23 protein-coding genes and 1 tRNA gene are annotated in these 26,996 nt (G+C 32.0%); 14 read left to right on the forward strand and 10 right to left on the reverse strand.

The window, feature by feature from the left end:
- Nucleotides 1-50: 50 nt before the first annotated feature.
- From SHI72_RS01550 to SHI72_RS01565, 4 genes are all read left to right on the forward strand, one after another.
- Nucleotides 51-989 carry a hypothetical protein gene (locus SHI72_RS01550; protein ID WP_323488841.1) on the forward strand — a complete coding sequence of 313 codons (939 nt, stop codon included), beginning with the start codon at nucleotides 51-53 and terminating at the stop codon, nucleotides 987-989.
- Between the two features lie 78 nt (nucleotides 990-1,067).
- Nucleotides 1,068-1,646: a hypothetical protein gene (locus SHI72_RS01555; RefSeq protein ID WP_323488842.1), complete on the forward strand. Its 579-nt coding sequence runs from the start codon at nucleotides 1,068-1,070 to the stop codon at nucleotides 1,644-1,646.
- A gap of 319 nt (nucleotides 1,647-1,965) precedes the next feature.
- The gene (locus SHI72_RS01560; protein WP_323488843.1) at nucleotides 1,966-2,526 is read left to right on the forward strand and encodes a hypothetical protein; all 561 of its coding nucleotides are present in this window, start codon (nucleotides 1,966-1,968) and stop codon (nucleotides 2,524-2,526) included.
- A gap of 159 nt (nucleotides 2,527-2,685) precedes the next feature.
- Nucleotides 2,686-3,117, forward strand: a complete 432-nt coding sequence (locus SHI72_RS01565) for a hypothetical protein (protein ID WP_323488844.1) — start codon at nucleotides 2,686-2,688, stop codon at nucleotides 3,115-3,117.
- A 116-nt stretch (nucleotides 3,118-3,233) separates the two neighbouring features.
- Here SHI72_RS01565 and SHI72_RS01570 read toward each other — a convergent pair.
- Nucleotides 3,234-3,306, reverse strand: a tRNA-Met gene (locus tag SHI72_RS01570).
- A 117-nt stretch (nucleotides 3,307-3,423) separates the two neighbouring features.
- On the opposite strand from SHI72_RS01570, the gene era reads away from it, so the two are divergent.
- The 4 genes from era (at nucleotide 3,424) to SHI72_RS01590 (ending at nucleotide 9,472) form a co-directional block, all read left to right on the forward strand.
- Nucleotides 3,424-4,305 carry a GTPase Era gene (era, locus tag SHI72_RS01575; protein ID WP_039111452.1) on the forward strand — a complete coding sequence of 294 codons (882 nt, stop codon included), beginning with the start codon at nucleotides 3,424-3,426 and terminating at the stop codon, nucleotides 4,303-4,305.
- Between the two features lie 66 nt (nucleotides 4,306-4,371).
- Complete coding sequence (locus SHI72_RS01580; RefSeq protein ID WP_323488845.1) at nucleotides 4,372-4,893, forward strand: DinB family protein; 522 nt, start codon at nucleotides 4,372-4,374, stop codon at nucleotides 4,891-4,893.
- A 344-nt stretch (nucleotides 4,894-5,237) separates the two neighbouring features.
- Complete coding sequence (gene der / locus SHI72_RS01585; protein ID WP_039111450.1) at nucleotides 5,238-6,548, forward strand: ribosome biogenesis GTPase Der; 1,311 nt, start codon at nucleotides 5,238-5,240, stop codon at nucleotides 6,546-6,548.
- A 176-nt stretch (nucleotides 6,549-6,724) separates the two neighbouring features.
- On the forward strand, nucleotides 6,725-9,472 hold the full coding sequence (locus SHI72_RS01590) for an outer membrane beta-barrel protein (RefSeq protein ID WP_323488846.1): 2,748 nt from the start codon (nucleotides 6,725-6,727) through the stop codon (nucleotides 9,470-9,472).
- A gap of 213 nt (nucleotides 9,473-9,685) precedes the next feature.
- On the opposite strand, the gene SHI72_RS01595 is transcribed toward SHI72_RS01590, so the two are convergent.
- The 8 genes from SHI72_RS01595 to SHI72_RS01630 form a co-directional block, all read right to left on the reverse strand.
- On the reverse strand, nucleotides 9,686-10,423 hold the full coding sequence (locus SHI72_RS01595; RefSeq protein WP_323488847.1) for a DUF2490 domain-containing protein: 738 nt from the start codon (nucleotides 10,421-10,423) through the stop codon (nucleotides 9,686-9,688).
- Nucleotides 10,424-10,879: 456 nt separating this feature from the next.
- The gene (locus tag SHI72_RS01600) at nucleotides 10,880-13,429 is read right to left on the reverse strand and encodes a TonB-dependent receptor (protein WP_323488848.1); all 2,550 of its coding nucleotides are present in this window, start codon (nucleotides 13,427-13,429) and stop codon (nucleotides 10,880-10,882) included.
- Nucleotides 13,430-13,676: 247 nt separating this feature from the next.
- The gene (locus tag SHI72_RS01605) at nucleotides 13,677-14,090 is read right to left on the reverse strand and encodes an RrF2 family transcriptional regulator (RefSeq protein WP_035619335.1); all 414 of its coding nucleotides are present in this window, start codon (nucleotides 14,088-14,090) and stop codon (nucleotides 13,677-13,679) included.
- A gap of 75 nt (nucleotides 14,091-14,165) precedes the next feature.
- Complete coding sequence (locus SHI72_RS01610) at nucleotides 14,166-14,969, reverse strand: TPM domain-containing protein (RefSeq protein ID WP_039111446.1); 804 nt, start codon at nucleotides 14,967-14,969, stop codon at nucleotides 14,166-14,168.
- A complete protein-coding gene (locus tag SHI72_RS01615; protein ID WP_039111445.1) occupies nucleotides 14,969-15,406 on the reverse strand; it encodes a TPM domain-containing protein in 438 nt (145 codons plus the stop codon). The genes SHI72_RS01610 and SHI72_RS01615 overlap by 1 nt, the downstream gene beginning before the upstream one ends.
- A 76-nt stretch (nucleotides 15,407-15,482) precedes the next feature.
- Nucleotides 15,483-16,064, reverse strand: a complete 582-nt coding sequence (locus tag SHI72_RS01620; RefSeq protein WP_039111444.1) for a LemA family protein — start codon at nucleotides 16,062-16,064, stop codon at nucleotides 15,483-15,485.
- A 32-nt stretch (nucleotides 16,065-16,096) separates the two neighbouring features.
- The gene (locus tag SHI72_RS01625; RefSeq protein WP_035619327.1) at nucleotides 16,097-16,429 is read right to left on the reverse strand and encodes a MerR family transcriptional regulator; all 333 of its coding nucleotides are present in this window, start codon (nucleotides 16,427-16,429) and stop codon (nucleotides 16,097-16,099) included.
- Nucleotide 16,430: 1 nt separating this feature from the next.
- Nucleotides 16,431-17,408, reverse strand: coding sequence for a M23 family metallopeptidase (locus SHI72_RS01630; RefSeq protein WP_039111443.1), 978 nt, complete (start codon nucleotides 17,406-17,408; stop codon nucleotides 16,431-16,433).
- A gap of 202 nt (nucleotides 17,409-17,610) precedes the next feature.
- On the opposite strand from SHI72_RS01630, the gene alaS reads away from it, so the two are divergent.
- From alaS to SHI72_RS01645, 3 genes are all read left to right on the forward strand, one after another.
- Nucleotides 17,611-20,250, forward strand: a complete 2,640-nt coding sequence (gene alaS, locus SHI72_RS01635) for an alanine--tRNA ligase (protein WP_086894165.1) — start codon at nucleotides 17,611-17,613, stop codon at nucleotides 20,248-20,250.
- 196 nt (nucleotides 20,251-20,446) lie between these two features.
- Nucleotides 20,447-21,214: a hypothetical protein gene (locus tag SHI72_RS01640; RefSeq protein WP_323488849.1), complete on the forward strand. Its 768-nt coding sequence runs from the start codon at nucleotides 20,447-20,449 to the stop codon at nucleotides 21,212-21,214.
- A 213-nt stretch (nucleotides 21,215-21,427) separates the two neighbouring features.
- Nucleotides 21,428-22,213: a hypothetical protein gene (locus SHI72_RS01645; RefSeq protein WP_323488850.1), complete on the forward strand. Its 786-nt coding sequence runs from the start codon at nucleotides 21,428-21,430 to the stop codon at nucleotides 22,211-22,213.
- Nucleotides 22,214-22,269: 56 nt separating this feature from the next.
- Here SHI72_RS01645 and SHI72_RS01650 read toward each other — a convergent pair whose 3' ends face one another.
- Entirely contained in the window at nucleotides 22,270-24,015 is a 1,746-nt protein-coding gene (locus tag SHI72_RS01650; protein WP_039117533.1) for an ABC transporter ATP-binding protein, read from the reverse strand.
- Between the two features lie 130 nt (nucleotides 24,016-24,145).
- On the opposite strand from SHI72_RS01650, the gene SHI72_RS01655 reads away from it, so the two are divergent.
- The 3 genes from SHI72_RS01655 to SHI72_RS01665 all read left to right on the forward strand — a co-directional run bounded on the left by SHI72_RS01655 (nucleotide 24,146) and on the right by SHI72_RS01665 (nucleotide 26,984).
- A complete protein-coding gene (locus tag SHI72_RS01655; protein ID WP_323488851.1) occupies nucleotides 24,146-24,961 on the forward strand; it encodes a hypothetical protein in 816 nt (271 codons plus the stop codon).
- A 193-nt stretch (nucleotides 24,962-25,154) separates the two neighbouring features.
- The gene (locus SHI72_RS01660; RefSeq protein WP_323488852.1) at nucleotides 25,155-25,955 is read left to right on the forward strand and encodes a hypothetical protein; all 801 of its coding nucleotides are present in this window, start codon (nucleotides 25,155-25,157) and stop codon (nucleotides 25,953-25,955) included.
- 72 nt (nucleotides 25,956-26,027) lie between these two features.
- The gene (locus SHI72_RS01665) at nucleotides 26,028-26,984 is read left to right on the forward strand and encodes a GSCFA domain-containing protein (RefSeq protein ID WP_323489629.1); all 957 of its coding nucleotides are present in this window, start codon (nucleotides 26,028-26,030) and stop codon (nucleotides 26,982-26,984) included.
- Nucleotides 26,985-26,996 lie beyond the last annotated feature (12 nt).

Below are 26,996 nucleotides of genomic sequence, written 5' to 3' on the forward strand. Positions count from 1 at the left end.
TTCTTTTTTTTCTTGTGAGTTGCAACTCACAAGAAAAAAAAGAAAACACGATGAATACTGACGAAAGAATATCACATATAACAAGCAAAATAAAAAAATATGATTATGAACCTTTATATCAAATAGAAATTGAAACTTTAAACAATTTTGAAATTTTAATTAATGGATTTCCTGTTTATACACACAATCATTTTTTACCAGGTACAATAAGATTTAATATTAATGCAGCCTTATTAAAAAGTGGGTCTCAAAATTTAGAAATTAAGATACATCCTGGTTACAATTCACAAAATATTCAGAATGCTTACTTAACAAACAATGATTCATTTTTTCTAAAAATGGAACAGACCGCTTGGAAAAATGGAAGTTTGGAAGAACCTAAACTTATTATAAATTATGAACTCCCTAAATATAAAATCGATAATCATGGAGAACCTGATTATGAAAAACCGATTGATTATAGCAAACAAAACCAAGTAATTAAAGATTTCAGTTTTATAGCCAAAATTCCTTACGAGCTAAAAGGATGGTCTGAAAGTGAAGATCTCAGCAAAATGGACAAAGAGGTTTTAATGGATAAAGTTTCTAATTTTTATTATAGAGCCATTGATGCTTTCAAAGTAAAAAACTATGATTATTTAAATACGCTTTATTTAAATGCAGATACTGAATGGTATCAATCAGAATATTTTTCAAAAGAGATTATTAAAAAATATCAATCCAAAGAAGGTCGTAAAAGTAAATCAATATCTACAACAAAAGCTAATACAACATTGTACGAACAGAAGATGTTTTCTTTAAAAGATGCTAAAATAGAATTTGATTGTGATAATAAAATCGTAAGACTCGTTCAATCATTAGGACCTGATAAAGGAAACTCTGCTTTTGGGTATGAAGACATTGATCAAAATGGAATGAAACGTCAAATTTTCATAGATCTCTTTTTGCACATACCTAAAGGTTCTAAGGAACTAGAAATTATACGTTAAATGAAAATTATAAATAAGTTATGTTTTTTCTTTCTTTTTTTTCTTGTGAGTTGTAACTCACAAGAAAAAAAGAATACCATGAAAGAAAATCCTTTATTAGCACATATAAAAAAGTATGATTATGAGCCCATTTATCAGTTACAAGTTGAAACTTTATATAATTATGACATTTGGGCTAATGATGTTTTGATTCTAACAAAACACAACAATGTTATGAATGTTTTTGGAACTTTTGATAATTCATTCATACTTAAAAGTGGTTCACAAAAACTAAAAATAAAAATTTATCCTCATATTCCTTTTGGCGAAGGGCAAGTTACTCCAAATGAATATCTAAAGAATGGAATCAAATTTAAATTAAAAGTAGAACAAACAGCTTGGGAAAATGGAAGTTTAGAAGAGCCTAAGCTTATAGTGAATTATGAATTACCACAATATCAGCGTGATGCGAATAATGAGGAAGATTACAGTAAACCTATCGATTATAGTAAATTAAAAGAATTTACTATAGAACTGGATTTAATAGCTAAGGTGCCTTATAATTTATATGGTTGGGAAGACAGCGAAGATTTAGCAAAAATAGATACTCTGGAACTAAAAAATAAATATTATTTTATATTGATTTCCATGTTTAAATTTGATCTTAGTCATTTATAATATTAAATCAGTGGAATAAAAATCTACTTATTTACTTCTTATTTTATTTTCAGAAAGTAGAATTAATGAGAGTTTAAACAAGAATTAGCTTGATATAAAGTTTTATACTATTGAAATTGCACTCCTATATGTACTAAAGGATTCAACAAATATAAGTTCGTTTGAATATTGTTAAGTAAATATCCTATTTTTGAAAACAAATAAACACTGACATTTGTCAGACATAGCAACTCACTTTTGGGGAGATAAGTTGGATTTTATCAGATATATATACAAGTTGTGCGACACTTTAACTGAACGAAACTGAATAAAATATTAAATGAAAATACTACTAAAGGTTATAAGTCTAATTTTAGTTACTATAATTCTACTAAGCTTTACATGTGATCAAAATTCAATGAAAATTTATGGTCAATTGAAACCTAGAAAACCTGAAATCAATGTTTCTGGATTGAAAATTTTGGTAAAAACTAATAACCTTATTTTAGCTGAAACACTAACAGACAATTTTGGTAAATTCAAATTGATATTTATTCCAAAAGCAAATGATAAGATTAATTTTTATTGCACAGGAATTGGGAAAGACACAATATTTTTAAAAAGAATAATAAATATCAAAACTGACTCCTTAAATCTAGCTTTTTCACTACCAGTAAAATACAAACTAAATTTAGAAGGTAAAGTAATTTGTCCAATTTGTAAAAAAAGCGATAAAGTATTAAAACTTATTTATATTAATACAAATCCTTACATTGCTGTTGGAGTAAAAGAAACAGATCAAGGTCTAATTGATGTTTCAAATGTTAAATTAAAACAAGAAAAATATACTCCCATAGAACTTTCAAGGTATTCATGCAAAAGAGATAGTATAAAATTTTAAAAAAGCGATCGCACAACAGCTACTACAACGGATTTGGGCAATTGGCTTAATATAAAGTTAGTTTTGTGTTTTGTATGATTTGGCAAATCCGAAGAATGGGCTTAATTTAGGTCCCAAACCCACTGTATTATCAGAACGTTACTTGCAAAATTTAAACCTATGAAGATTCCAACAACATCAGATGATTTTCAAAATGAATTTTATTCGTCTATAGACTTAATGGATAAAATTGGAGATTTAAGAATCCGACAACTTGTTAACATATTAGATAAAGTTAATGATGAAATTATTATAGGCGGAATAATTAAAATATTCAAAAACACAAAAAGACCGAATACGGAATATGTTGACCAGAAATACGCAGGAAAAATATTGAACAGTATTAAGCCTAAAACTGAAATTGATTTAATACTCATTCTAAAAGATACTATCAAAAATTGGAATAAAAGTGTTGAAGAATTGCCTTTTTGGTTAAAAGAAAATTATGGAATTACATTACTCAAAAACAAACTTGCTGAATTTGAAAATCAAAGCCTAAATGACATAGAATCTGAAAAATTAATAATAATGAAATGGTGGCTAAAAATATAAATCGAAATAAAACTATCTAGTTCTAAAATAAGTTTACATATTTAGTTTACTCATAAACTTCAAGATACTTTACTGCATAAAAAAAGCTCCAGATTTCTTTGAAGCTTTTGTCTTAGTAGCGGGAACAGGACTCGAACCTGTGACCTTCGGGTTATGAGCCCGACGAGCTGCCTACTGCTCTATCCCGCGTTGTTTCGGGTGCAAAGGTATAACCAATTATTGGATATTTCAACAAAAACTTTAAAAAATGTTTTATTTTCTGTATTGACTTGATATGACTACCTTTGCAGAATAAATAGTACACAAATGTCACATAAAGCAGGTTTCGTAAACATTATCGGAAATCCAAACGTTGGAAAATCAACACTAATGAATGCCTTCGTTGGAGAACGATTGTCTATAATAACATCTAAAGCACAAACTACACGTCATAGAATCCTAGGAATCGTAAATGGAGAAGATTTTCAGTTGATCTTATCTGATACTCCGGGAATTATCAAACCAGCATACGAAATGCAGGAATCGATGATGAACTTTGTAAAATCGGCTTTTGAAGATGCTGATATCCTAGTTTATATGGTAGAGATAGGGGAGCAGGAGCTAAAAGACGAAGCTTTCTTTAATAAAATCATACATGCCAAAATTCCAGTTTTATTGTTATTGAATAAAATCGATAATTCGAATCAGGAGCAATTAGAAGAGCAAGTAGCATTCTGGACCGCTAAAGTTCCTAATGCTGAGATTTTCCCAATTTCGGCTTTGCAAAACTTTAATGTGCCTGAGGTTTTTGGTAGAATCATCGAATTATTACCTGAATCGCCAGCGTATTACCCAAAAGATCAATTGACAGATAAACCGGAACGTTTCTTTGTAAACGAAACTATCCGTGAGAAAATCTTATTGAATTATAGTAAAGAAATCCCATACGCAGTAGAAATTGTAACCGAAGAATTTTTTGAAGATGAGAATATCATCCGTATTCGTTCTTTGATTATGGTAGAACGCGATACTCAAAAAGGAATTATCATTGGGCATAAAGGTGCTGCTTTGAAAAAAGTGGGAATGGAAGCTCGTGCGGATTTAGAGAAGTTCTTCGGAAAACAAATTCACATTGAACTATACGTAAAAGTGAATAAAAACTGGAGAAGTAATGCTAATATGCTAAAACGTTTTGGGTATAACCAATAAATGCTGATTTGGTTAATCGTTTAACTGTTTAATCGGGAATCGTTTTAAACGTATAATCTAAAGTTGATGATAAAATCGGATATTAATCCTATGCCAGAATACTTTGACAGGTATATTAATCTTGTTGAAGATATAGAACTAGAGGAAGCTTTTGAGAAAAGTATAGAACAATTACAATTGTTGGATATTTCGACTTTTATAGCATTAAAAGGAAAAACATATCTGGAAGGTAAATGGACAGTTAACGAAATTATCCAGCATATTACTGATATCGAAAGATTATTATGTTCAGGTTCTTTGAGATTTGCCAGAGATGAAAAGGATTTTGTTATAAGTTTTGATGAAGATGAAATAGCAAGAAAATCTAAAGCAAATTCTAAATCGATAACTGAAATCATTGATGAGTTAATTGACGTAAGACGAGCCACAGTATCATTATTTAAGAGTTTTGATGCTGAAGACTTGCAGAAAACAGGAATTAATTGGAAATATAGAATGTCTGTATTGGCAATGGGGTTTAATATTATTGGTCATCAAATTCACCATTTGAATTTTATTGAAGAAAAATATTTACCACTGATTGGTTAATTGTTTAATCGAAAGTCTAGCCCTGATAGTAGTGAAAATCCTTTTGTGACGCTCCTTTAGCGGAACAAAAGATTACTTCACTTTATGTATATTTAAAAGCGGAGTTCAGTGAACTTCGTTTGAAGCGGATAGCAGGAAAGAGCTCCTGAAAAAAAGTAGTCAGTTTTTAGTTTAGAGTCACAGTTTTAGCAGTTTTTTTACTGAATATTTAAAACTGATAACTGCAAACTAAAAAAGACTACCTTTGCAAAAAATTAAAATAAAGCATTTTGGATTACAAGTGATTAGGTTTTTGGGTAACTAAAAAGCTGAAATCTAGAATCCAGGATCTAAAATTCAAAAAAATGAATAACATTGTTGCGATAGTAGGAAGACCTAATGTAGGGAAATCAACCCTTTTTAATAGGCTGATACAAAGAAGAGAAGCTATTGTAGATTCAGTATCTGGGGTTACCCGTGATAGAAACTATGGTAAAAGCGAGTGGAACGGAAAAGAATTTTCGGTTATTGATACCGGCGGATACGTTCGCGGATCTGATGACGTTTTTGAAGGAGAAATCCGTAAACAAGTAGAATTGGCTATTGATGAGGCTGATGTTATTATTTTTGTGGTAGATGTAGAAGAAGGTATTACACCAATGGATGACATTGTTGCTCGTTTGTTGCGTAAAGTTACAAAACCAGTTTTACTTGCTGTAAATAAGGTAGATAACGCAATGCGTGAGAAAGATGCAATTGAGTTTTATAATCTTGGTTTAGGTGAATATTATACGTTTGCTAGTATTTCGGGAAGTGGAACAGGAGATTTATTAGATGCTTTAATCGAATCTTTCCCTGTAAAACCAGAACCTGTTCAGGAAGAAGTGGTTTTACCACGTTTTGCTGTTGTAGGACGTCCGAATGCTGGAAAATCTAGTTTTATCAATGCACTTATTGGTAAAGAACGTTTTATGGTAACGGATATTGCGGGAACAACTCGTGATGCAATTGATACTAAATTTGACCGTTTTGGTTTTGAATTTAACTTGGTTGATACTGCGGGAATCCGTCGTAAGGCTAAAGTGAAGGAAGATTTAGAGTTTTACTCAGTAATGCGTTCAGTTCGGGCAATTGAGCATGCTGATATTTGTATCTTGGTTATAGATGCTACTCGTGGATTTGAAGGTCAGGATCAAAGTATTTTCTGGTTGGCTGAGAAAAACCGTAAAGGTGTTGTAATCCTTGTGAACAAATGGGATTTGGTTGAAAAAGATACGATGTCGACTCGTGATTACGAAGAGAAGATCAAAAAAGAATTAATGCCTTTTACAGATGTGCCAATTTTGTTCGTTTCGGCTTTAACGAAACAACGTTTATTGAAAGCATTAGAAGCTACGGTTCAGGTTTATGAAAATAGACAACAAAGAATACCTACATCTAAATTTAATGAATTTATGTTGAAGGTGATTGAAGCTTACCCGCCACCAGCGACTAAAGGAAAATATGTAAAAATTAAATATTGTATGCAGTTGCCAACACCTACGCCTCAGTTTGTGTTTTTTGCTAACATGCCACAATATGTTAAGGAACCATATAAAAGATATCTTGAAAATAAGATTAGAGAAAATTGGGACTTTTCAGGAGTGCCAATCGATATTTATATCAGAGAGAAATAATAAACAGAAATCCCGAGAAATCGGGATTTTTTTATGCAATTAATGTATGTTTACAGCGTTTTATTTTGGTGAATTATCTTTGTTAGCAAGGTTAGTTTGTAAAGCCAAGAAAATAGATGATAAATAGTTAAACCTTTGCCCTTTTTTTTGGTCTTATAGTATTAAAAAATCCTTTCATGATTAGATTATACGCTTTCTTATTGCTTTTTATTTTAGGTTTTACTGCTAGTGCTCAAAATGACATTGTTATAAAGGGAACTGTCATAGATATTAATACGCAACTACCTCTGGAACTGGCTACAGTTTATTTTACCACAGTTAAAGATTCGACTATAATTGAATATGCAACGACGGATAAGAATGGTTTTTTTAGTATAAACACCAAGAAATATGATAAACCTGTTTTTATGAAGATAAATTACATGGGGTATCAGCCGTATTATGAGGAGGAAAAAGGACTTCTGGCAAGCAAAGATTATGGGAAGTTGTATTTACTCGAGAATGTAAATGCCTTAGATAATGTGGTTATAAAAAGTGAAGCGGCACCAATAACAATGAAAAAAGATACACTAGAGTTTAATGCAGCTTCGTATAAAGTGCGTCCAGACTCGAATGTAGAAGCTTTGCTAAAACAACTGCCCGGTGTAGATGTAGATAATGATGGTAAGGTGACTGTAAACGGAAAACAAGTAACTCAGTTTTTGGTAAATGGGAAAGCTTTTTTTGATAAAGATGGGGCGATTGCTTTGAAAAATTTGCCTGCTGATATTATAAAAAAAGTTCAGGTTTCTGATTTTAAAACAAAAAAAGAAGAATTATCTAAACAAGAATCGACTTCGGATTATTCTAGTATAAACTTAACTATAGACGAAAAGAAAAATAAAGGTTTCTTTGGAAAGATTCTTGGCGGTTATGGCTCAGACGATAGATATGAGAGTAGCCTTATCATGAACTTTTTTAATAATAAGCAAAAGATTAGTGTTTTAGCTTCTTCTAATAATATTAATTCTACGGGATTTTCTATGGATGATGTGTTTGATAATATGGGAGGAGGAAGAAATAGTAAAGGATTAAGTAATAACTCTTCTGGTGGTGGTAAAGGAATCACACAATCGAACTTGCTGGGTTTTAATTACTCTGATGAATGGTCTAAAGATTTGGAAGCTACGGCGAGTTATGATTTCTCTAATACGGTTAACAAAAACGCAAGTAAGTCTGATCAAACTAGTTTTTTGCCTACAGGAAATATTATAACCAGTTCAGACTCGAACACAAGAAATGAGAATACAGGAAACAACGTAAATCTTGAGTTAGAGTATAAGATTAACCCAACTACTCAAATTTTTGTTTCGCCAAAACTTAGCCAGTCTCGTTCTAATAACAATTCGGATTCATCTAGTTTTTCTGAAGATGGTAACGGGGAATCTTTAAACGAAAGTAATTCGAAATCCTATTCAGAAAGTACCAATACTAACTTTAGTAATGTTATTAACTTCAATAAAAATTTTGAGAGAAAGCATCGTAACCTAAGTTTGGTATTTATTAATAATAATACAAGTAATGATTCGGACGCGTTAAATCTTTCGGAAACTATTTTTTATCAAGACAGTAAGCCTAACGATCAGAGAAATCAAAACACAAAGAAGAACACCATTAGTGATACTTACTCGTTAGATCTGGAATATACTGAGCCTATAACTGATTCGTTGAGAGTAAGATTTGGATCAAATTTTGATTTGGCAAATACGGTAAATGATGAAAAAACATTCAATTTTGATCCTACTACGCAGACATATTCAGATTTAAATTTAGCGTTGACTAATTATATAACGTCTAAGCAAAATTCGATTAGTCCTAAAGTTGGTATTACTTGGCAGAAAGATAAGTTTACCATAAACGTGAATTCTAGAACAGCAATTGTTGATTATGATAATCACTCTTTATACCTAAATAAAGAAACTGATTTGAATAAAAAATATGCATTGCCTTATGGTGATTTCCAGATTAGATACAAGTTTAGTAAGTCTAAAAATATATCGTTTAAGTATGATTATTCTAATGCGCTTCCTACTTCGACTCAGTTATTGCCTGTCTTGAATCTGAGTAATCCATTGAATACTATAATAGGAAATCCAGATTTAAATCCTGTTGAGAAAAATAGTGCTAATTTTAATTTTAGGAATTTTGATTTCCGAACACGATCTGGTTATAGCTTGTTTGTAAGGGGAGATTATTATAAAAACGATGTTGTTTCGACCTCAATTTATGATGATAGCGGAAAAAGAACGACTACTTATACTAATATTTCGGGAACTTATGCTATTAATGCAGGAGGTAACTGGAACCAGTCTATAAAAAAAGATGCTCATGTTTTAAGATATGGCCTAGGATTAAATGGTAGTTATTCTTTTGATAAAGGATATACAAATGCTGTTTTATACAATGCTAAATCTATTGCAATTACGCCAAAAGTATATTTATCATACGATTATGGTGAGTTGCTTACTATTGCTCCATCATATAGCTTTTCTTATAACGAAACAACGTATGAGAACTATTCTAGAGATGCGACCTCTAACGTGATTCATAAAATTAATTTGCAGGCAACAACTTATTGGCCTGAAAATTTAGTTTTCGGTAATGATTTTGGATACACTTACAATTCTAATATTTCAAGTGATTTTAAGAAAGATTTCTTTCTTTGGAATACAAGTTTGTCTTATGGAATATTGGACAAGAAAATGTTTATAAAAGTAAAAGTTTATGATCTTTTAAACCAAAACCAAAGCGCCACAAGAACAATTTCGGCGACATCTATTCGTGATGAAGAAAATACTGTTTTAAAACGATATGTAATGTTTTCACTATCGTATAAAATTGGAAATTTTGCATCTGATAAAAAAGGATCTAAGAGAAAAGGGTAAAAGGGAGGAAGCAACAAAGGTTCAAAGGGACAAAGCAACAAAGGTTCTAAGGTTTTATAGGTTTAAAAGAAACAAAGTTAGAAAAACTTAAAGTTTGAATTGGCTCCAGCTTTAGCTGGAGATATTAATGATTAAGAGGAAAAGGGCTTTAGCCAAATCTTTTCGTCTTGCATCTTGCATCTTTTCATCTCACATTCTCAAGTCTTCACGCTCTCACATTTTCCGATTAATTCTGTGGTAAAGTGTAAGTCTGATAATATCTCTGTCGTAAAAATCAACTCCGCTGGCTCTTCTTTGAAAGTTTTTTAGGTAGCCAAGTTCTAAGCCAACATTTGGATTAAAATGATAACGTAATGCAGCGTAAATTCTATTTTGGTCGAAAGTATTTCTCTTGATTTCTTTTCCGAAATTGAATAAGACTTCATCAGAAATGGTTCCTTTTAAGCTTTGTTTTTCTTTCTCCCAAAGGGTAAATGTAGATTGTAAACGGTACCGAAATCGAAAGGAAAAAGAGTAACCATCGAGTAATTCTTCTTGATTGGCTTTGTGAATAAAACGTTCTTCTAGCTGAAAACGATTGTGGAAAGTGATTTTTGCAATGTCGTTTATAAGTGTAATATCTTGTTGTGCTCTGTATTCTGGAATCGAAAAATCGGGATCAATTTCGGTACTCTGGGTATTGACATTAAAATAAGCGAAACCTCCACCAAGATCAATAAGTTTATTTGCTCGGTATCTTCCCTGAACTCTTAAAACCCATAGGTTTTCGTGAATAGGATTGAGAAAACTACGATTATCAATTTCTGAATGTAAGGACCACTTTTGGCTTAACGGCAATATATTGTAATATCTTATCCAGGTAAGAGTTTGCTGGTCGATATTTTTTTTGGTTTGCCCTGCCAATAATTGACTTGTTAGTACGAGAAAAAAAAGTAATCTGCAAGATTTCATTCAGCTGTTATTCAGGCTGCGAATATATACAATTGATATTGATAATTAAATCGACTTTTGTTTCGATTTTGTGATTTGGATGATGAGTAAAAAAAGAGGACGCTGATTATACGGATTCGCTAGGCGAAAACGCGGATAAAAACTGATTTTCTTTTTACACGTATTCTCTTTTTACTGCCGAAGATTTGGATGATTAAAACGATTAAAAAACTTTGCATTCTTTGCGTAAATCTTTGTGAACTTTGCGGTTAATTTTTTTGCCACAGATTAAAAGGATTTGAAAATTATTCTAAAAATCCGTTTTTATCCGCGTCTTTACTTTAGTAAATCTGCGCCATCCGCGTTCCTTTTTTGAGACAATCTTCGCGTTTCAATAGAACTCTAAATAAAAAACTGGAACAAGTTATTTAAAACTTATCCCAGTTAATAGTTGTTTGATTTATGTTTGATAAAAATCTATAAAGAATACTTTAAAGTAACTCCGTAAGTTCTTTGGTCGCCTAATACTCCTGCATATTGTCCTGTGTTTCCTCCTGCAGGCAATAATTGCTCATAGTAATCTTTGTTTAAAAGGTTACGTCCCCAGAAGTGAACAGATAAACCTTCGGCTGCACGGAAACCAAAACGAGCATTAAAAATAGCATAGCCTTGAACTACTAAATATTTTGAAGCTGATGGGCTTGATGAGAATTCAGAACGAGCATAAGAATCTATCGCTACGAAAACTTTACCAGCATTTCCGAAGAATTTTGCTTTATCAGAAAGCTCGCCTCCTAAAGATCCAGCCCATTTTGATGCACCTGGTAAATCAGTTCCCGAAACATCTTTAAATGCTACTGGAGCTCCTGTTTCTTCTAATGGGAGTGGTGCGTTTGTGAATTTTACATACTTACCATCTGTATAAGTTGCAGCTGCATTTACAGTAAGATGTTGACTGAATACAAAGCTAGCATCTAGTTCTACACCTCTTACACGTACTTTATCTGCATTGGCAAGATATCCACGGTTAACGCCCAATTCAGCTGCTTGTACATTTGTTTGGAAATCTTTAATATCTGTATTAAAGAATGCTAAGTTGAATATGGAGTTTTTAAAAGGAGATGTTTTTATTCCTATTTCGTAATGATTTACTTTCTCTGGTTTAATTACCGCAAGATCAAGTAATGGCTGTCCTTTGGCATCTGTTGGAAGACCAGCTACGTTTACCCCAACTGGTTTGTAACTTTTTGCATAAGTAGCGTAAGCATTAATTTTATCTGAAGCTTTGTAAGTAACTGTTATATTTCCAGAAAAGTCTGTGTTGTCAGTATCTGATGTAAAAGCTTGATCACTATAAACAGATTTTTTCAAAGCAAGTAATGCTGGATCAGTGGTTTGTAAACCTCCGTATGTAGTACGAGTGTAATCGGCTTCTTTTTTATCAAAGTTATAACGTAAACCAGGTAATATATGTAAACGTTCGGTTACTGCCCAGTCTAATTGTCCAAATACGGCAGCACTAGATGATCTGATTCTTGCATCGGTTTTTATTCCGTATCCTTCAAAAAGACCTGGAGTTTTCCATAATGGGCTAGTGGTGCTTTGTGAAAATCTCCATTGTGCATTACCAGATTCTTCGGTACCGTTTGTTTTAGATGTTTGGTCGATAAAAAACACACCAACAACACCACTTATTTTAGATGAAAGTTGTCCCGCATAACGAACTTCTTGTGTTATTTGTGTTTGTCTTGTAGGGTTTTGCGATTTTGCTAATACTTGTAATCCTGTAAAATCTCTATCATTTGATGGATCCCAATTCCAGAATCTCCATGCAGTGGTCGAGGTAAGAGTACCGCCTCCAATTTTTGTATCAACATTAAGCGATATACCTCCTAAATCTTGTCCAGAACGCCATGGAGTATCTTGATCTATTTTGCGGTCAAATGCATTTAAACTTGGTAATTGATAGTTTAAATCTTTAATAATGGCATCAAACTGGCGATAACCTGCTCTTTGAGTAGGAGCAACACCAGCTACAACTTGAGCATATCCATCAGGGCGTTGCGTTGTAATATCTGCTGCTAATATAATGTTTGTATTTTCTGATGGAGTATAAAGTAGTTGTCCTCTAATTCCTTGATTGTTTAGTGTATTTGTAGCTCTTCCGGTAACGATGTTATCAACTAGACCATCACGTTGTGTACCAGAAAAAGATAAACGACCTGCTACTTTTTTTCCTAAAGCACCAGTAACCGAAGCTTTGGCTTGTAAGAAAGCAAAATTTCCGTAGCTCACTTCAAAGTCAGCGCCCGAAGTAAAACTTGGTTTACGAGTAGTGATATTAAATGCACCCGAAGTTGTGTTTTTACCAAACAAAGATCCTTGTGGTCCACGTAGCACTTCAATTTGTTCTACATCGATAAAATCTAATGTTGTTGCTGCAGGACGGGCATAATATACACCATCTACATAAAAACCAACACCAGGATCGATTCCGTCATTAGTAAGACCAAAAGGAGAACCTAAACTACGAATGTTGATTCCTGTATTTCTTGGGTTTGATGAATATAGTTGTACTGATGGAACAAGTTCTTTTATACGGTTTACATTAAATGCTCCTGTTTGTTCTGCTTGTTTACCAGTTATAACTGATATGGCGATAGGCACATCTTGAACTTTTTCTATTCTTCGTCTCGAAGAAACAACCACTTCTATTAGAGCATTTTCTTCGTTAAGAGTAACTTGTAATGGAGTGGTTATTGGTAAAGCTGTAATTTCTATCTCTGCAGTTTTGTAGCCTATATATTGAACTAAGAGTGTTAGTGGGAGTTTTCCTTTGGAGTCAATGCTAAATTTTCCGCTTTGATCTGTAGTTGTATTAGAGGTTGTTCCTTTTATGATAACATTAGCGGCTTCTAAGGGAATATTTTCGCTATTTGTAACAACGCCTTCAATGTTTTGTGCAAATGATATAGAGAAGGTTAAAAAGAATAGTATTGTAAGTGTATTTTTTATAGATTGTTTCATTTTATATTAAGTATATGTAATTAGTAGAATTTAAATTAAATTTTTTTTACTAGCACATACACATACATAAAATAGAACTGGTATTGTTTTTTGCAATTAATTTTGAAATGCTACTCTGCAGCCGACTTGTCTTTTTGACAAGGATTCTTTTAAGTGGTTTCATAAGGTTGGTTTTAATTAGTGTGTGTTTATTTTTGGCAAATATATATAAATTCTATATAATTGCTAGACTTTAGAATATATTTTTTTATTTTTCTACTAATGAGGCTATTGTAATCCCCTGCATCGCTTGTAAAGTTTTGTCTCTAATAAGCATTAAGCCGTGTCTTAAGTGGCATTCTGACTCCGTTTTACAATCAGAACAAGGTTCGTAAAAATTTAATGAAGCACACGGCAAAAGCGCAATTGCTCCATCAAAAAGACGATGAATTTCGGCTAATGTAATATCGTTTTTGGATTTTATAAGATAATAACCACCGTATTTTCCTTGTTTACTACTCACAAAATGCCCTCTTTTTAGATCAAGTAAAATTTGTTCTAAAAACTTTTTAGGAATATTGGCGCCTTCAGCAATTTCTATAGTTTTAGAAATGTGATTTTCGTCTTGCTCCGCTAAATAAAGTAATGCTTTAAGAGCATATTTGGCTTTATGTGATAACATTATTATAAATTATGATTTGCAAATATATTATAAGTTTTTAAACTGTGATAGGTAATTGGGACTGAAAAACGAAAACTACCAGCTTCCGCCAGAACCTCCACCAGAGAATCCTCCTCCGCCAAAGCCTCCACCAAAACCCCCGCCTCCGCCAGATGATCCACCACCAAAACCGCCAAAACCACCACCGCCACTTCGGCCAAGATTGCTTAAAATGATTACGTCGAGTAGGCTAGGGCCTCCACCGCCACTATTTCCGGAGTTTCCGCCACCACCTTTATTTCTTGACATAAGAAATATGATAACACCTACAATAATAATGAACATGATGAAAGGGAAATTTTGTCCTTCGTCTTGTTTACGGCTTCCTTTATATTTTCCTTTAAAAACGTCAAAAAGAGCATCGGCGCCTTTGTCAAGACCTTTGTAGTAACTTCCTGCTTTAAATTCAGGGATAATAATATTTCGGGTAATTTCACCACCAATACCAGCAGTTAATTTGTCTTCAAGACCATAACCAGGTGATATCCATATTTTTCTTTCGGCTTTAGCCAATAAAATAAGAACTCCGTTATCATTTTTTGCAGTTCCGCCAATTCCCCATTCTTGCCCCCATTTTGGAGTTAATATTCCAATATCTTCACCTTTAAGGCTTTCAATGGTAATTACAACAATTTGAGTAGTAGTAGAATCTGAGTAACGAATTAGTTTTTCTTCTAACTGTGCTTTTTCTGTAGGGCTTAAAACATTTGCATAATCGTAAACAGAAGTCTGAAATTTTGGTTTTTCAGGAATTGTAAATTGAGCAAAACCTATTTGGGTAAAGAACAGACAAACGATTAATTTTAGGAAAATCGAGGTATTTAGTTTGGGTGTAATCATTATCCTTTAGATATTTCGTTTGATAATTCGTTAGTATTGTCAGCAGACCATGGAAAATATTTTTTTAATTGTTCACCCGCTACCAAGATACCGTCAATAAGTCCTTGTTTAAAATTGTTTTGTTTGAATTGTGCTGCCATTGCTTCTTTGGTAGAATCCCAAAAATCAGGATGCACAACGTCATTTATTCCTTTGTCTCCGCAAATAACAAACTTATGATCGTCTACGGCAACATAAACTAAAACACCGTTTTGAAGGTGTGTTTCGTCCATTTTTAATTCATGAAAAACTTCCAAAGCCCTATCAAAATGGGCTTTAGAAGTTGATTTTTCTATATGAACTCTAATCTCGCCAGAAGTATTTTTTTCGGCCACACGAATAGCTTCAACAATTGCTTCTTCTTCTTCCTTGGTTAAAAAATCTTCTACTTTTGACATTGAAATTAGTTTTTAGATGAATAATAATGATTTTTAAATTTAGTATTTCTACAATCAAAAATCGTTTATCAATTTTTTAGAATTTTACTTCTACAGGTTTATCAGCTCCAGCAACAGCTTCAAAATATGGTTTTTCTTTATAATCTAAGAACCATTTGTTAGGAATTGATAATATGTAACCATTGTATTCCTGAACAGCTTCATTAAAACGAGTTCTTGCAGTAAGAATTTGATTTTCTGTACTAGCTAATTCGTCTTGTAACTTTAAGAAATTTTCATTTGCTTTTAGAGTTGGGTATTGTTCAACCGAAACTAATAATCTAGATAAAGATGAAGATACACCGCTTTGTGCTTGGTTAAATTGAGCCAATTGTTCTGGAGTAACATTACTTGGGTCTATTGTTACCGCAGTTGCTTTTGCACGAGCCTCGATAACAGCAGTCAATGTAGATTTTTCAAAATCAGCAGCACCTTTTACCGTATTCACTAAGTTTCCGATAAGGTCGTTACGACGTTGGTAAGCTGTGTTTACATTTCCCCATTCTTTGTTTACTGCCTGGTTATATTTTAAACCAGTATTTTTAATTCCAATTGACCAAAAAGCTATAATAGCGATTAGTGCAACAATAATTCCTACAGGGATTAACCATTTTTTCATATTTGCTTTAATTTAAGTTTATTGATTTGTTTTTACAATTCGTTTTTAATTTCAGTCAATTGTGTTTTTATCGTCTCTAATTTACGTATTATTTCGAATTTATCTAATGTTTTCTTTTGGCCTTCCTTCAGGTGAATTTTGGCACCTTCCAGCGTAAAACCGCGTTCTTTAACTAAATGGAAAATTAATTGTAAATTTTTCACATCCTCAGGTGTAAACATTCTATTACCCTTAGCGTTTTTTTTTGGTTTAAGAATATCAAATTCTCCATCCCAAAAGCGTATCAAAGAAGCATTCACATGAAATGCTTTGGCGATTTCGCCAATACTATAATATCGTTTATCAGGTTGTAATTCTATATGCATTTTAATCTAATGATTGATTTTCTTGGTTTGCTAATTGCGAAATGGCAACATATTCCACCGCCGAAATATTTCCGTAATAAAAATTAAGAGGGTTTACTACTTTTCCATCTTTATGAACTTCGTAATGGCAGTGAGGTCCTTCTGATCTTCCGGTGCTACCTACATAACCTATAACGTCACCACGTTTTACTTTTTGACCAGGTCGGCAGTTGTATTTGCTTAAATGGGCATACAAAGTTTCATAACCAAAACCGTGCCTAATTACGACATGATTTCCAAAACCAGAGGCATTACTGTCGGCTCTATCTATAACACCATCACCAGTGGCATAAACAGGAGTTCCTGTTTTGGCCGTAAAATCCATACCCTCATGCATCTTACGTACTTTGGTAAATGGATCTGTTCTATAACCAAAACCAGAAACCATACGTTTTAAATTTTCGTTCTGTACTGGCTGAATGGCAGGAATTGCCGATAATAAATCTTCTTTGGCACTAGCCAGTTTCAAAATTTCGTCTAATGATCTTGATTGTATAGCCAATTGTTTAGAAAGTACATCGATTCTTTTGGTGGTTTTAATTACCAATTGCGAATTATTGTAGCCTTCTAAAGCTTTATATCTTTCTATTCTCGAAAAACCAGCTTTTCGTATTGAATCTGGAATTTCTTTTTTGTTAAAATAAACTCGGTATAAATTATTGTCACGTTCCTCAAGACTCTCAACAACAGCATCAATCTGATCCATTTTTTTATTTAAAATCGAATAATTCAACTTCAAATTCTCAATTTCACGAGTTTGTAAGCGGTCTTTTGGAGTTTCAAAGTAAGGAGTGTTCAATAAAATAACAAAACCTAAAAAACCAAACAACGTCGAAGCAACTAAAAACAAGACAATAAAGCCAAATTTAGTCCTTTTTTTAGTTTTTATTTTTCGGTAGGCCAAATTTTCCGAATCGTAATAATATTTTACTTTCGCCATATTTTAAAATACCCTATTTTTGCACACTGTAAAAATGTTAGTGGAACAAATTTAATAAATGTTTCAGTTGTTCCGCCCTTTTTTCAATAATAAAAAAATAATTAGTCAATTAGATAACGGGATAATTAGATAATTAATTATAAAAAAATTATCACATTTTTAATTGACACATTTTCAAATTGGCACATTTTCAAATTTAAATATGAAATCACAAGACGTACGCAAGCAATTTTTAGACTTTTTTCAGAGCAAAGGGCATTTAATTGTTCCATCTGCTCCAATTGTTCTTAAAGACGACCCAACCCTTATGTTCAATAACTCGGGAATGGCCCAGTTTAAAGAATACTTTTTAGGAAACGGAACGCCAAAAAGTCCTAGAATAGCCGACACGCAAAAATGTCTTCGTGTTTCAGGAAAACACAATGATTTAGAAGATGTAGGTTTTGATACGTATCACCATACGATGTTTGAAATGCTTGGGAACTGGTCTTTTGGAGATTATTTCAAAAAGGAAGCAATTAACTGGGCATGGGAATTATTGACTGAAGTTTATAAAATTCCAAAAGAAAATCTGTATGTTTCTGTTTTTGAAGGAAGCAAAGAAGATAATGTCCCTTTTGATCAGGAAGCTTGGGATATCTGGAAAACTCTTGTTGCTGAAGACCGAATTATTCTTGGAAATAAAAAGGATAATTTTTGGGAAATGGGTGATCAGGGACCTTGTGGGCCATGTTCGGAAATTCATGTTGATTTACGTACAGAGGAAGAAAAAGCATTGAAACCTGGAAGAGAAGAAGTAAATAATGACCATCCGCAAGTGGTAGAAATCTGGAATAATGTATTCATGGAATTCAACCGTAAAGCCGATGGATCTCTTGAGAAACTTCCTGCACAGCACGTTGATACCGGAATGGGATTTGAGCGTTTATGTATGGCATTACAAGGAAAAACGTCTAATTATGATACTGATGTTTTTACACCGCTTATTGAAAAAGTAGAACAAATTACAGGTTTTAAATATACTTCTGATGAAGTTAAAAATATAAGTGAAGAACAAAACAAAACTAATATTGCTATTCGGGTAGTAGTAGATCACGTTCGTGCTGTTGCATTTGCAATTGCCGATGGACAATTACCATCTAACACAGGAGCAGGATATGTAATACGCAGAATATTGCGTCGTGCTATTCGTTATGGATTTACATTTTTAGATACCAAAGAGCCTTTTATTTATAAGCTGGTAGATACACTAAGCACACAAATGGGAGTTCCGTTTCCAGAAATTAAATTGCAAAAAGAACTTTGTGCAAATGTAATTCGTGAAGAAGAAAATTCATTCTTACGTACACTGGATCAGGGATTGGTATTACTAGATAATATTATTGCAAATAACACTGATAAAGTTGTTTCGGGTAAAAAAGCATTCGAATTATATGATACGTATGGTTTTCCAATCGATTTAACAGCTTTGATACTTTCAGAAAAAGGATTAAAATTAGACGAAGCAGGTTTCGAATCAGAATTACAAAAACAAAAAGAGCGTTCTCGTGCAGCTTCGAAAGTAAAGGCGGGAGATTGGCAAATTTTGATTGATGATGAAGATGAAGAATTCATAGGATACGACCGTACCGAAGCAATGGTAAAGATTACTCGTTACCGTAAAGTCGAAAGTGCTAAAGATGGAGAAATCTATCAAATCGTATTTAATATGACACCTTTTTATCCAGAAGGTGGAGGGCAAGTAGGAGATAAAGGATATTTTGAAGCTAGTAACGGAGATGTAATTTATATAATTGATACTAAGAAAGAGAATAATGTAATCATACATTTTGCTAAAGAAATTCCGAATAATCTAACGGAGACTTTTAAAGCTTTTGTAGATGTAAGCACAAGAAAAAGCTCTGCTTCAAACCACTCTGCTACGCACTTAATGCATCAGGCATTACGTTCTATTTTAGGAACGCACGTAGAGCAAAAAGGATCATTGGTAAGTCCGAAACATTTAAGATTTGACTTTTCTCATTTCTCAAAAGTAACCGATGAAGAATTGCAGCAAGTTGAGGATTTTGTAAATGCAAGAATTCAAGAACAGTTGCCTTTAATAGAAAGAAGAAGTGTGCCATTTGAGCAAGCAGTTCAGGAAGGAGCAATGGCTTTGTTTGGTGAAAAATATGGAGATCATGTACGTGCCATTAAATTTGGAGATAGTATGGAATTATGTGGAGGAATTCACGTAAACAATACAGCTGATATTTGGTATTTCAAGATAGTGAGCGAAGGTGCAGTTGCATCAGGAATTCGTCGTATCGAAGCAATAACTTCGGGAGCTGTAAAAGAATATTTTGCAAATCAAGCAGAGAAACTAAAAGAGATTAATGCAGTTTTAAAAAATGCACAAGATCCTATAAAAGCTGTTGTTTCATTGCAAGATGAAAATGCTAAACTTAAAAAACAGTTAGAAGTTTTATTAAAAGATAAAGCCAAAAACATGAAAGGAGATTTGGCTAAGGAATTACAAGAAATAAATGGTGTGCAATTCTTAGCAAAACAAGTCGATTTATCTCCAGAAGGAGCTAAAGATTTGGTTTATGAACTAGGTAATTCTTACACAAATTTATTTGTAGTATTGGCTACAGCCGAAGAAGGAAAACCTATGTTAACGTGTTATATCTCTAAAGAATTAGTAGCTGATAAAAAACTAAACGCAGGACAAGTAGTTCGTGAGTTAGGGAAATATATCCAAGGTGGAGGAGGAGGGCAACCTTTCTTCGCAACTGCTGGAGGAAAAAATGCAGATGGAATTCCAGAAGCTTTAGCGAAAGCTATTGATTATGTGAAGTAAGGTTTTAAGTTACTAAGGTTCTTAGATACTAAGTATCTAAAAATTTAAGAATAATGAATTAAAATAAAGACCCAAATAGCAATTTATATTGTTTTATTTGGGTTTTTTATTACAAAAAAATGAATTTTATTAGGTTTTTAAGAACTGAGTCTTTGTATATTTACACTCTAATTGATAATATATAACCTATTAAAAAATGAAAAAAAAATTACTTTACTTATTTAGTGCTTTATTAGTGCTAACCTCTTGCTCTAATGACGTAACTAGAGAAGATGAAGATGTTATTGTTGTTGCACCAGTACCAGTACCGGTACCAGTAAGTCAGATTCTGTTAACAAAAATGATTGAAAAAAATGCTAATGGAACGACTCGAACAATCATTTATACTTATGATGCAAATAAAATAGTTAGTCAACTATATAATAATACTAAAGAAGGTATTTATTATACATATACTGGAGATTTAATTACTAAAATGGAGTTTAAACTTGCAGATGGAACTGTAGAGCAAATAAATACATACAAGTATGATGCAAATAAAAAACTAACAGAATTTTCAAGAACACAGCCTGGACAAGAGGATTGGGACAGTAAAGATACTTATGTTTATAATGCAGATGGTACAGTATCAGTATATGATGAAGATGGATTTAAGAATTCAACTATTACTTTTTTAAATGGAGAGGTAAGTGAAATTGTTAGTACAAACTCACCAAATTTTAAATATACGCATGATACTAAAAATAATCCTGAAAAAAATATTTTAGGGATGAATAAAATTGCTTTTACAGACGGTGAAGGCAACGGAATTTTGCATAATATTATTACTGAAATATCAAGTTATGGTGATGACACCACTACTACGACTAAGACTTCAAAAATGACATATAATAAGGATGATTATCCAGTGAAATCATTTGATAATTTTGAAGATGCAGGAACTACTACAGAGTATTTTTACTAGTTGATTTTTAAAAGAAAAACAAAAGCCCAATGTCTACTAAAAAGGATGTTGGGCTTTTTTTATGGAGTAAAATAATTTGTTATTCATAGTATTAAAAGAGAAGAGCACTCGAGCTAATATGTCTTAAAATGTTATATATAAGACGTGCTATAGAGGTTTAGTTTGATAAAAATGTTTCTTTTTGCAGACAATTATTCTAAATGAAAATATATTATGAAAACAAAATTATTTTATTTTTTGGTAGCCTCTTTATTTGTATTGAGTTCTTGTTCTAGTGACACTGACGGGAGAGATATTGAGCCAATAACTAAAACTGAACCTATAATTGATCCCAAGCCAGAATCTAATCCAATAATTGATAATCAAATTTTAGTAAAAAAAATAATTAGTACAGATGAAAAAGGATTGGTGACAACAATTCTTTATAATTATGATGGAAATAAGATAGTTAGTAAATTATATAATGATACCAAGCTAGGGATGTATTATACATATTCAGGAGATTTAATCACTAAATTGGAGTATAAATTTGCAGATGGAACTATAGATCAAATAGATACATATAAGTATGATGGAGATAAAAAAATAATTGAATTTTTTAGTACACAACCTGGACAAGAGAAATGGGATCATTATGAATTTTATGTTTATAATGCAGATGGTACAGTGTCAGTGTATAGCGAAGATGGGTTTAAATACTCAACTATTACTTTTTTAAATGGAGAAGTAAGTGAGATTGTAAGTACAAATTCACCAAATTTCAAATATACGTATGATACTAAAAACAACCCTGAAAAGAATATTTTAGGCATGGATAAAATTGCTTTCACATACGGTGAAGCATCAGGAGTTTTGCGTAATATAATTTCTGAAACATATGGTTATGGTAATGATGCTAAAACTACAACATTAAAAATAACATATAATGCGGATGGTTATCCAGTAAAATCATTTGATAATTTTGAAGATACAGGAACTACCAAAGAGTATTTTTATTAGTTTATTTATAAAAAAAGCCCAATATCTTTTTAATAGATATTGGGCTTTTTTTATGACTATTTTCTTTCACCAATTTGTTGACGCCACATAGCATAATACAATCCTTTTTCGAGTACTAAATCATCGTGTTTCCCTTGTTCGATAATTTTTCCTTGTTCCAAAACAAATATTTTATCGGCATGCATTACGGTAGATAATCGATGTGCGATTAAAACCGTAATTCTGTTCTTGTCGGATATATTTCTAATTGTAGTATTAATTTCTTCTTCGGTAATAGAGTCCAATGCAGAAGTTGCTTCATCAAAAATCAATAAATTTGGATTTCTTAAGATGGCACGAGCAATAGATAAACGTTGTTTCTCACCACCTGAAACTTTAATTCCGCCTTCGCCAATTGTGGTGTTTAAACCATCTTCGGCACGATGTAATAGTGTCTCGCAACTGGCTCTTTTTAAAGCATCGTATAAATCTTCATCAGTAGCAGATGGTCTTACAAATAGTAAATTCTCACGGATTGTTCCTGAGAATAATTGAGCATCTTGGGTTACAAAACCTAATTGCTTTCTTAAATCTAATAAATCAATTTCGGTAGAATCGATGTCATTATAAAATACTTTACCCTCGGCAGGAGTATATAAACCGACTAATAATTTAACTAAAGTAGTTTTTCCAGAACCAGATGGCCCCACAAAAGCTACGGTTTGTCCTTGCTTAATATCAAAGTTAATATTCTCTACAGCTTTATATTTAGCCGTTTTATGTTGGAAACTTACATTCGAGAAAAGTAAAGATCTAATAGCGCCCACGTGTTTTGGATTCTTTGGACGAAATTCTTTTGGAGCACTTAATAAAGTTTTAAAATTCTCCATTGAAACTTTTGTTTCATTTAGCGCAATTATAAAATTACCTAATTCTTGTAAAGGACCAAAAATGAAAAAAGTAAAGAATACCATAGTAAGTAAATCACCCACGATGATTTTTTGTCCAAACAAGAAATAATATAGAGTAAACACTACACAGGTTCTTAAAAAGTGAACCGTAGTACCTTGAATAAAACTTAAACTTCTTATAAAACGGATTTTTTGTAATTCCAGTTGTAAAATTTTAAACGTATTTAAATTCAAACGTTTTTCTTCCTGGTATGTTAATCCAAGACTTTTTACAAGTTCGATATTTCTTAAACTTTCGGTAGTAGAACCAGCTAATGCATTGGTTTGATTTACAATTTTGCGAGAAACAATTTTTATCTTCTTACCCAGATAAGAACTTACTAAAGCTATAATTGGAGCAGTAACTAAAAAGATTAACGAGATACGGTAATCAATTCTAGCAACATAAACAATTACAAATATAAACCCGATAACAGTTTGAAAAATTAAAGAAATAGATAGTGTAATTAATTTTTCGGAATCAGAACGTACTTTGGTTAATTTGCTTAATGTTTCCCCACTGCGTTGATCTTCAAATTCAGCAAAAGGTAAATCTAGAGATTTTTTAATACCATCAGTATACATTTGAGCGCCGGTACGCTGGATGACTACATTGGTGAAATAATCCTGAAAGTTTTTGGTAATTCTGGAAATCATCGCCGCACCAAGCGAAAGACCTAGCCAAAAGGCTACAGATTTAATAAAACCGATTTCATTTCCTTTGTATTTAGCTAATCCAACACCGCAATCTTGCATTAATTTACCAGTAATAACAGAATCGGATAAACTGAAACAGATGTTTATAGACGCCATAATCAAGGCTAGAAACAACAGCATTTTATGTTTGATTATATAAGAATATAGTAATTTCATTTGAGAATTTTAATTTATAGGAGATGCAAAAGTAGTAAATAGATTGGCTTAGTAATTCTGATTATTTGGGTTTTATCAAGCTAATAATTTTGAATTCTTCTATATTTGCCCAAAAAACCTAAATCTATAAATGAAAAAATTACTCTATTTATTCACGGCTTCTTTATTAGTGCTAACTTCATGCTCATCCGATGATGATAATTCTACTGCTGTTCCGACAGAAGACATATCAATCTTGCCTAAAACTATATCGTATATTTATCCTTCTGTTTCTTTGGGTACTAATAGAAAAAGTACTAATACTTATATCGGAAACAAAATTTTAAGTACTATCAATGAGGATACAAAAACAATATTTACCTATGAAGGTAATATAATTACAAAACAGGAACAGTTTAGTGTAGATGTGCAAGGTAAAGAAACTAAATATATTGATGTTGCTTATGCTTATGAAAACGGGAAACTAAAAACTAGAATTTATAAAACAGGTATTTCAGAGGCGAATCCTAATGGTGTATATATCACTAAGACTGTTTATACACACAATCAAGATGGTACTATTTCTTATATTGTATATGGTATTGATTCAAAAACACAAGTCGAAACTAAACAAGGAACGGGTAATTTGACCTACAAAGATGGAAATCTTATTAAGAGCGAGGTGAACAATACAGGCAATAGTTTTGGTAATGGAATAAGAGTTTATGAGTATGATGCTAAAAAGAATCCTTTAAAAAATGTATTAGGATTTAGTTTGTTACTTAATGAAATTAGCGAATTTGGCAGCAATAACGTTATAAAAATAACTAGTACAAGGTCAGATTACCCAAAACCTTCTGTATATTTAACAACTTACATTTACAATGATAATGGTTATCCAGCAAAGCATACATCATTTGCGGGTGATGGTAAAACGATAGAATATGAGATTGAATATACGTATTAATTAAAGCGAACTTTTAATTTTGAGAAACCCAGATACTTTTTTAGTATTTGGGTTTTTTATTGAAAAAAACAGTTGAAATTTTAGAATAAACACAAACACAAGTTGTGCCTTAAAATGATATTTTTAAACCTTTTTTTGTGACCTAATTACAGTTAAAATCTTTCTTTTTGTTGCTTATTATCATGTCGACATTATGGAAAAAAAATTACACTATTTTTTAGTTGCTTCTTTGTTAATACTGACTTCGTGTTCTAAAAACAATGCTGAACAAGGAGATGGGAATATAAAATTACCTAAATCCAAATATTATAAATACATTGATTTTCCTTCAGATAATTATGAATCCACTTATAGGTATAATGGTAACAAAATCGAAAGTATTCTGGATGATAATGGATCAAAAACAGTTTTTACCTATACTGGAGATTTAATTACGAAAAAAGAAGATTTTTCTAATAAGAAGCTATTGGTTTATTGTACTTTGTATGAATATGAAAATAATAAGCTAAAAGAAGCTGTTCATATATTTAATAATCAGAAGTTCTTAAAAAAGTATACTTATAATAAGGATAAAACAGTAAGCTATAGCGTACATCTTTATAATGATAAATTGAATACTACAACAGAAATTGCGACTGGAACATTTACATTAGAGAATGGCAATATTATAAAACAGGTAGATAAAGAGAGTAAAGATTATGACAGTGCCGATATTGTAGCTTTTAAGTATGATACAAATAACAGCCCACTTAAAAATGTTATAGGAATTGGTTTGTTGTTAGATGTCGACTATTCTATTAATAATATTATTGAAACTACACATACCACATCTTTACAGGATTTGGCGATGCATATAACTTCTTTTCGAAATTCAATAACGCCCTATAAATCTACAAATACAGCTACTTACACTTACGATTCCGAAGGGTATGTACTAACAAAAGCATTTTATAATGATGGAAAGTTAGGATACAGATTATCATATACCTATTAAAAAAGTGGAATGTCATTGCATCGTGCTTTCGTATTTATAAAAAATAGACGAAATTTACACGAAACAACGATTATGCAATTCAGAACCCAAATTCCTATTTCGAAAAGTAACAATCCTATCGATTATAATTCTAGAGTATTGTCCTTTGGTTCTTGTTTTGCAGTAAATATGGCAGAGAAATTGGATTATTTTAAATTCGATAATAGTTGTAATCCGTTTGGAATTTTGTTTCATCCGTTGGCGATTGAAAAATTGATAAACTTTGCAGTTTCACAAAAGACATTTAGCGAGAGCGATGTGTTTTTTCATAACGAACGTTGGCATTCGTTTGATGTACATTCAGATTTAAGCAACACAAATAAAGAAGATTTAATTAATAATCTGAATGTGATTATTAAAAAATTGTACCAACAATTAACTGAATCTACACACATCATTATTACCTACGGAACTTCTTGGATTTATAGAAATATAGAAAGTAATGAGATTGTGGCTAATTGCCATAAAGTACCACAAAAGCAATTTATAAAAGAGCTTTTATCTCTAGATATAATAAAAGATAGTATTCAGAAAACAATAGATTTAATCACTTCGTTAAATCCAGAAGCAAAAATCATCTTTACCGTTTCACCAGTCCGTCATATAAAAGATGGTTTTGTGGAGAATCAATGGAGTAAATCCAACTTAATTTCTTCGTTGCACGATACCCTGAATACTGAATACTATAAACTGCAAACTAAATATTTTCCTTCGTACGAAATCATGATGGACGAACTTCGTGACTATCGTTTTTATACCGAAGATATGTTACATCCTAACCAAGTTGCTATCGATTATATTTGGGAACAATTCAGTGAAAACTATATTGCTAAAGAAGGGATTCTTATCATGAAAGAGGTATCTGAAATACAAAAAGGGCTTTCTCATCGAAGCTTCAATCCTGATTCTGAACAGCATCGTACTTTCTTATCAAAACTAAGTGATAAAATAAAAAAGATAGAACAGAAATGGCCTCATATTAAGTTTTAAATCCGTTCTTTG

The organism is Flavobacterium sp. PL02, assembly GCF_035013205.1.
Taxonomy (GTDB): domain Bacteria; phylum Bacteroidota; class Bacteroidia; order Flavobacteriales; family Flavobacteriaceae; genus Flavobacterium.

Coding starts and splice junctions, on each gene's coding strand:
- SHI72_RS01550 (WP_323488841.1), top strand. CDS start 51: ATGAATACTGACGAAAGAATATCACATATAACAAGCAAAATAAAAAAA.
- SHI72_RS01555 (WP_323488842.1), top strand. CDS start 1,068: ATGAAAGAAAATCCTTTATTAGCACATATAAAAAAGTATGATTATGAG.
- SHI72_RS01560 (WP_323488843.1), top strand. CDS start 1,966: ATGAAAATACTACTAAAGGTTATAAGTCTAATTTTAGTTACTATAATT.
- SHI72_RS01565 (WP_323488844.1), top strand. CDS start 2,686: ATGAAGATTCCAACAACATCAGATGATTTTCAAAATGAATTTTATTCG.
- era (WP_039111452.1), top strand. CDS start 3,424: ATGTCACATAAAGCAGGTTTCGTAAACATTATCGGAAATCCAAACGTT.
- SHI72_RS01580 (WP_323488845.1), top strand. CDS start 4,372: ATGATAAAATCGGATATTAATCCTATGCCAGAATACTTTGACAGGTAT.
- der (WP_039111450.1), top strand. CDS start 5,238: ATGAATAACATTGTTGCGATAGTAGGAAGACCTAATGTAGGGAAATCA.
- SHI72_RS01590 (WP_323488846.1), top strand. CDS start 6,725: ATGATTAGATTATACGCTTTCTTATTGCTTTTTATTTTAGGTTTTACT.
- SHI72_RS01595 (WP_323488847.1), bottom strand. CDS start 10,423: ATGAAATCTTGCAGATTACTTTTTTTTCTCGTACTAACAAGTCAATTA.
- SHI72_RS01600 (WP_323488848.1), bottom strand. CDS start 13,429: ATGAAACAATCTATAAAAAATACACTTACAATACTATTCTTTTTAACC.
- SHI72_RS01605 (WP_035619335.1), bottom strand. CDS start 14,090: ATGTTATCACATAAAGCCAAATATGCTCTTAAAGCATTACTTTATTTA.
- SHI72_RS01610 (WP_039111446.1), bottom strand. CDS start 14,969: ATGATTACACCCAAACTAAATACCTCGATTTTCCTAAAATTAATCGTT.
- SHI72_RS01615 (WP_039111445.1), bottom strand. CDS start 15,406: ATGTCAAAAGTAGAAGATTTTTTAACCAAGGAAGAAGAAGAAGCAATT.
- SHI72_RS01620 (WP_039111444.1), bottom strand. CDS start 16,064: ATGAAAAAATGGTTAATCCCTGTAGGAATTATTGTTGCACTAATCGCT.
- SHI72_RS01625 (WP_035619327.1), bottom strand. CDS start 16,429: ATGCATATAGAATTACAACCTGATAAACGATATTATAGTATTGGCGAA.
- SHI72_RS01630 (WP_039111443.1), bottom strand. CDS start 17,408: ATGGCGAAAGTAAAATATTATTACGATTCGGAAAATTTGGCCTACCGA.
- alaS (WP_086894165.1), top strand. CDS start 17,611: ATGAAATCACAAGACGTACGCAAGCAATTTTTAGACTTTTTTCAGAGC.
- SHI72_RS01640 (WP_323488849.1), top strand. CDS start 20,447: ATGAAAAAAAAATTACTTTACTTATTTAGTGCTTTATTAGTGCTAACC.
- SHI72_RS01645 (WP_323488850.1), top strand. CDS start 21,428: ATGAAAACAAAATTATTTTATTTTTTGGTAGCCTCTTTATTTGTATTG.
- SHI72_RS01650 (WP_039117533.1), bottom strand. CDS start 24,015: ATGAAATTACTATATTCTTATATAATCAAACATAAAATGCTGTTGTTT.
- SHI72_RS01655 (WP_323488851.1), top strand. CDS start 24,146: ATGAAAAAATTACTCTATTTATTCACGGCTTCTTTATTAGTGCTAACT.
- SHI72_RS01660 (WP_323488852.1), top strand. CDS start 25,155: ATGGAAAAAAAATTACACTATTTTTTAGTTGCTTCTTTGTTAATACTG.
- SHI72_RS01665 (WP_323489629.1), top strand. CDS start 26,028: ATGCAATTCAGAACCCAAATTCCTATTTCGAAAAGTAACAATCCTATC.